Annotated in this window: 5 protein-coding genes; all 5 read left to right on the plus strand. The window is 44.8% G+C overall.

Annotated elements, in window-relative coordinates; translation table 11 throughout:
* A partial coding sequence (locus K8S13_RS07425; RefSeq protein ID WP_291461629.1) for an acyl-CoA mutase large subunit family protein occupies positions 1-1242 on the plus strand: 1242 nt, incomplete at its 5' end.
* A 23-nt stretch (positions 1243-1265) separates the two neighbouring features.
* A complete protein-coding gene (locus tag K8S13_RS07430; protein ID WP_291461636.1) occupies positions 1266-3365 on the plus strand; it encodes a hydantoinase/oxoprolinase family protein in 2100 nt (699 codons plus the stop codon).
* Positions 3365-5101 (plus strand): hydantoinase B/oxoprolinase family protein, encoded by a 1737-nt coding sequence (locus tag K8S13_RS07435; protein ID WP_291461630.1) that lies wholly within the window; start codon positions 3365-3367, stop codon positions 5099-5101. Before K8S13_RS07430 ends, K8S13_RS07435 begins: the two co-directional genes overlap by 1 nt.
* Before the next feature lie 12 nt (positions 5102-5113).
* Positions 5114-6403 carry a phenylacetate--CoA ligase family protein gene (locus K8S13_RS07440; protein WP_291461632.1) on the plus strand — a complete coding sequence of 430 codons (1290 nt, stop codon included), beginning with the start codon at positions 5114-5116 and terminating at the stop codon, positions 6401-6403.
* 14 nt (positions 6404-6417) lie between these two features.
* Positions 6418-6716: FAD binding domain-containing protein (locus K8S13_RS07445; protein ID WP_291461634.1), on the plus strand; the 299-nt coding region annotated here is incomplete at its 3' end.

The following is a 6716-nucleotide window of genomic DNA, read 5'->3' on the forward strand; positions in this document are numbered from 1 at the left end:
CGGATCGGGTCCGGGTTGACCATCAATGCCGTGGCCACCATTATGATGGCCATGTATCAGGCGGTTGCAGAAAAATTCGGATATTCCAAAGATCAGATTTCCACTACTCCCCAGAATGATATTTTAAAAGAAATGATTGGCCGGGGTGCCTGGATTTTTCCTGTTGAGCATGGGGTGCGGCTTGTGGGGGACAGTATTGAATATGCAGTAAAGGAACTGCCCAAATCCAACCCTGTGAGCCTGTGCGGATATCATATCCGTGAATCCGGGGCCACACCGGCCCAGGAAATCGCCTATGCATTCGAGATTGCCAAAGCTTACATCGACAATGTAGCGCAAAGAGGCATTAAACCTGAAGATTTTGTGGGACGGTTTTCCTTTAACTTTAATGTGTACGGCAACCTTTGGGAACAGATTGCCAAGTTCAGAGCAGCCAGAAAACTCTGGGCAAAAATGCTGAAAAATGAATATGGTGTTACGGAAAAGAAAAAACTCTTCTTAAGAGGACTGTTTGGCGGCGGGGGTTCAGGCCTTACCAAGGAACAGCCCGAGAACAATATCATGAGAGGGGCCTATTATGCCATGGGAGCGGCCCTTTCCGGTGCCCAGACCATAGCATTATGCTCCTTTGATGAAGCCTATACTATTCCCACCCCGCGTTCTGCCCTGCTCTCGCTTCGAACCCTTGAAATGCTCATGGATGAAGTGGGCTTAAGGGATACGGTTGATCCGCTTGCAGGATCTTATTTTATTGAAACCCTCACCCTTGAAATGGAAGAAAAAATCCTTGAGGAAATGAAAGAGGTACAAAAATGGGGTGGAATGGTCAAAAGTATATCAAACGGTTTCATCCAGAGAAAAGTCTCCAAGCAGGCCTATGAATTTGAAAAAGGATTACAGTCCGGGGAGTATAGAAAAGTTGGGCTCAATCCGGAGGCAACACCCGGTTCAAAAAAGGGCCAGACTGACAAGACCGACGCTGGCGCTGCTGGTGCTATGGAACTTCATGAATACAATGAAGAATGGGCTAGAAAATCTAAAGCCAGCTTAAATGAAGTCCGGCGTACCAGGAATGACAAGGAGGTGGCAGATAGCCTTAAAGCGCTTGAAAAAGCAGCCAGAGGAAATGATAATGTCATGCCTCACCTGGTGAAATGCTGTCATGCCTATGCTACGGTGGGAGAAATGACAGGCGTATTCAGAGATACCTTTGGAGAATGGAATGAGCCGGATTTTTATTAATAGGGAGGTGTAATTTGGAGCAAGTGACTTACCGTCTGGGTTGTGATATCGGCGGCACTTTTACAGATTTTGTCCTGGTAAATAATATAACAGGGGAATTTCATACAAATAAATGTCTGACCACTCCTTTAGATCCGTCGGATGCTATTGAACAGGGCATCAGGGAGCTTGCCGGAATTCTGCCCGGGTTCATGGACACTGTTGAAGAAATCATTCATGGGACCACCCTGGTTATCAATGCGATTATTGAAAGAAAAGGAGCCAAAACAGGACTAATCACTACAAAGGGATTCAGGGATATTTTAGAACTTGGCAGAGAAAAACGCTATGATGCTTATGATATTTTCAGCGAATACCCGGAACCAATTGTTCCCAGATCAGACAGGGCGGAAATTGATGAGCGGCTGACCTTTGACGGCAGAGTACTAAAAGATGTGGAAAAACAAGAGGTTTTGAATGTCCTTGAAAAATTTAAAAAAAACGGGATAGAATCCATTGCTGTCTGCTTTATCAATTCTTATGAAAACTCAATAAATGAAAAAAAGATAAAAAAAATAATTGAAAAAGAAGCGCCTGATCTATTTCTTTCCACATCATTTGAAGTCCTTCCGGAAATCAAAGAATATGAGAGAACCTGTACTACGGCTGTCAATGCCTATGTAAAACCCATCACCTACTGGTATTTAAATAGACTGATAGAAAGACTTGGAACAATCGGGTTTGATGGTAAATTTTTTATCATGCTGTCGTCCGGCGGGATCACCTCTATTGAAACTGCAAAAAATTTCCCTGTCAGAATCATTGAATCAGGTCCGACTGCAGCGGTTATTGCTTCTCAATATTATGGTCAGATGTTTAATATCAAGGATATGTTCTGCTTTGATATGGGAGGTACAACAGCCAAATCATGCCTGATTCAGGATGGCCATGCAGGGCTTGTATCCACCTTTGAGGTCGGACGTGTACAACGGTTCCAAAAAGGCTCCGGTCTTCCCATCCAGGTACCTGTTGTGGATCTCATGGAAATTGGTGCAGGCGGAGGAAGTATTGCTAAAATCAGCAGTCTTGGTCTTTTACAGGTTGGCCCTGAAAGCGCAGGTGCTGATCCAGGGCCTGCCTGTTACAAACAAGGGGGTCAAGACCCGACAGTAACGGATGCTGATCTTGTTTTGGGATATCTTGACCCTGATTTTTTCCTTGGCGGCACCATGGCTCTTGATATAGAACTTTCCAAAAAAGCAATAGAAGAGAAGATTGCCAAACCATTGGGCACAACAATGGTACAAGCCGCATTCGGTATCCATGATCTTATCAACGAGACAATGGCATCGGCCGCCAAAACCCATATTGCGGAAAAAGGCGGCAACCCCAACATAGTTACCGTGTCAGCCTTTGGCGGTGCAGGCCCTGTTCACACCTATGGACTTGCCAAAAAAATCGGTGCGCATGCTATCTTAGTACCTCCTCTTGCAGGAGTGGGATCAGCACTTGGTTTTTTTACAGCTCCAGTGGCATTTGACCTTTCAAGAAGCCACAGGAAAGTACTTGAAGAAGCAAATTTTAAAGGAATTGAACTTCTTTTTAATGAGCTTGAACAAGAGAGTGCAAAAATTTTGGAAGGTGCTCAAAGCGGTGATGACATCATTTTTGAAAGGACTCTTTTAATGCGTTTTGTAGGTCAGGGCGCTGAGATTGATCTTCCCATTGAGATCAAAAATTTTCAAAAATTTTCAAAAAATGAAATCAGAACCATGTTTGATAAAGAATATAGACGGCTCTACGGCAGAACCTCTGTTGAATCACCTGTGGAATTTGTAACGTTCAAGGTTCGGGCAAGCCTTCCTAAAAAACCTTTTTCAATTTCAAAACTATCAACCCAAAATCGCGATCTTCAAACCTGTATCAAGGGGCAACGCCGGGCATTTTCTATAATTAAAAAGAATTACATCCCTTTTACAGTTTATGACCGGTCTAAACTATTTGCCGATGCGCAATTTGATGGACCTGCCATTATTGAGGAACGAGAATCCACAATTGTAATTGGGGAGGATGCTAAAGCCCGGGTTGATGAATTCGGGTTTATCTGGATACAGATAGTTCAATCAGGTGGAGGGGACAAATAATGAATAAAAATAATAATAAATTCGACCCGATTACCCTGGAAATCCTCTGGAAGCGGCTGGTTTCCATAGTAGATGAATCTGACGCATCTGTAATCAGAACCGCCTTTTCAAGTCTTTTAAGGGATGCCCACGATTACACCTGCATGTTTACAGACAGCCGCGGCCAGGAGCTTGTACAGGGAACATTATGTACACCCGGCCAGGCAGGCGCCATGGCGCTTGGTATGAAAAAAATTGTCAATTCCATTCCCCTTGAAGATTATAATGAGGGCGATGTATTTATTATCAATGACCCCTGGCTTCTGGCAGGACATTTAAATGATGTCTGCGTGTGGAGTCCTATATTTTTCAAGGGAAAACCTGTGGCATTTACAGCATGTGTATTCCATCATACGGATATAGGCGGAAGAACCGCTTCGGACAACCGTGATGTCTATGCAGAAGGTCTTTATATCCCTTTAACAAAGCTATATGATACCGGCAAGCTCAATGAGAGTCTGGTTAACATGATCCGCTGGAATGTAAGAACAGCAACAGAGTTTGACGGGGATATCCGCTCCCAGGTAGCGGCAAATCATATTTGTTCCCAGAAGATCATAGAAATGATGGAAGATGAAGGGCTTGATACCCTTGATGACCTTGCCGACGAAATTATCGACCGGACTGAAATAAGCATGCGCAAAGCCATTAAAAAAATTACCGATGGAACCTATGCCCATGAAGGCATTATTGAAGGTGCAGGAAACAAACCGGATATTCCCATCAAACTGACCGTTAAAGTAGATGGTTCTAATATTCATGTTGATTTTGACGGCACATCCAAACAGGTAGACTGGGGTGTGAATGTGGTTTACAATTTTACATATGCATATGTGTTCATGGCGATTAAATCAGCTTTTGACCCTGGAATACCTATTAACGAGGGCGCTATCCGTCCCATAACAATGACAGCTCCAAAAGGTTCTATTGTCAATTGCACATTTCCGGCAGCCGTGGCAGCAAGAATGGTAGTGGGTCATTTTATGACTGAAATGGTTTTTAATGCGCTTGCAAAAGCTGCTCCCGACAATATTATAGCCGGTTCCGGCGGCACACCTGCCCAGACCAACATCTTTCATGGCTCTTTTGCAAATGGCAAGCCATGGCACACCATGATTATTCGCGGCGGCGGAATGGGAGCTTCTTCAAGATTTGACGGCCATCACTGTGCAATTTTCCCGGCTAACGGTGCGAATACACCAGTTGAAATCCTTGAAAGTGATACCACTATGATTGTTGAATCAAGAAGCCTGATTCAAGACTCGGGAGGGCCTGGGAAACAGCGGGGTGGCATTGGCAGGCAAATGATTGTACGATCCCCGGGTGGAGATGGTGAGACGGGTGAAAATGTTCCGGGAACAACGTCCATTGCAGTCCAGGCAGGACGTTATATTTATCCGCCAGAAGGTATATTTGGCGGAAAAGACGGTTCCAAAGCCCAATATCTAAAAAATGGAGAAAATGCTGATCCCAGCGGACTTACTTTTTGTGAACCGGGGGATCGGATCTCATTTATCAGTGCAGGCGGCGGCGGGTATGGTGATCCCTTTGAACGGGACCCGAAAGCCGTGGAACGTGACGTAGAATATGGCTATGTAAGTATTGAAAAAGCAAAACAAGATTACGGTGTTATTATTGAACCTGACTCTTTAAAGCTCAACATGGATGAAACATTGCAACTCCGTGAAAACAAATAAGGAAGCGACAAGATGAAAAAAACTTTTATGCCGCAGTTCGAAAATATAGACCAACTTTTTGACCATCAACTTAAAGGGCTTCAATGGACCATTGAACATGCTTACAATGGGTCATCCTTTTACAAAAAGCACTTTGATGAGGCAGGTGTTACGCCTGGGACTGTAAAATCTCTCGATGATCTTTCCCGTCTTCCTTTTACCACGGGAAATGACCTCAAGGAAGGCTACCCCCTGCCCTTGCTGTCAGTACCTGAAAAAGACGTGGTCCGTATTCATGCTTCCTCCGGCACCACGGGAAAACGAAAAGTTCTTTCCTATACACAAAAAGATCTGGATGACTGGTTTGACATGTTTGCCAGGTGCTATGAAATGGCTGGCCTTACAAAAGAGGACAGGGTACAGATTGCAGTGGGATATGGTGTCTGGACAGCCGGTATGGGATTTCAGCTGGGATGTGAACGGCTGGGTGCCATGGCCATTCCTGTGGGTCCCGGCAACATTGACATGCAGTGCCAGTTCCTTGTGGACCTGCAGTCAACGGTTTTTTGCTGCACCGCATCCATGGCGCTTCTCATGGCCGAAGAAGTCAATAGCCGAGGCATTAAGGACCAGATCAATTTAAAAAAAATTATCCTGGGATCTGAACGGTGCAGTTCTGCCATGCGGACAAAAATAAAAGAACTGATGGGTTTGGAAGACATGTTTGATATCACCGGCATGACAGAGCTTTACGGTCCCGGAACCGGGCTTGACTGCCCTGAACATGAAGGTATCCACTACTGGGCAGACAAGTATATCCTTGAAATTTTAAACCCGGACACCCTGGAACCTGTTGAGGACGGGGAAATCGGTGAAATGGTGGTAACAACCCTGTGTAAAGAGGCAGCTCCTCTGGTGCGGTACCGGACAAGGGATCTCACCCGCAAGATATCCAACCTTTGTTCCTGCGGCAATATCCTTCCCATGCATGACAAAATCATGGGGCGTTCCGATGACATGATCATCTTAAGGGGTGTTAACATCTATCCCGGACAGATTGATGAGGTATTATCCTCAATTGCTGAAGTGGGAAGCGAATACCAGCTGCATCTGGAAAGCAAGGGTGACGGCAAGGATTATATGACCATCAAAACAGAAGCACAACAGGGATTTGATGTTAATAATACAAGTGAAATTAAAAATAAGATAAAAAAAACAGTTAAGGCAAAGATCATGGTCAGCTGTGATGCACAAATCTGTGCGTATGGCGAACTTCCCCGGTTTGCAGGGAAAGCCCAGCGTATCTTTGATAACCGCACCTAAAGAAAGGAAACCATATGAAAGCATTTAAGTATTTATCCCCCACAACCGTTGAAGAGGCCATTGCTTTTCATGGCCAACACAGCGAAACAGCCAAATATATTGGCGGGGGGACAGATGTGATTGTCAAAGTTAAGGAAGGCTGGATGGAACCGGACTATCTGATTTCCCTGAAAAAAATTCAAGAAATGAGTGAGCTGCACAAAAATGATGCAACCGGCGAGCTTTCCATTGGTGCCATGGTCACCCATGCAACCCTTGAAAAATCCCTCATGATCCGGAACGATTATCCCATTATCTATGATGCCGTCTCCAA

The sequence above is a fragment of the Desulfobacula sp. genome (assembly GCF_021107415.1).

Bases quoted from the DNA above. Each gene is read 5' to 3' on its own strand.
- K8S13_RS07440 (WP_291461632.1), top strand. From the start codon at position 5,114: ATGAAAAAAACTTTTATGCCGCAGTTCGAAAATATAGACCAACTTTTT.
- K8S13_RS07435 (WP_291461630.1), top strand. From the start codon at position 3,365: ATGAATAAAAATAATAATAAATTCGACCCGATTACCCTGGAAATCCTC.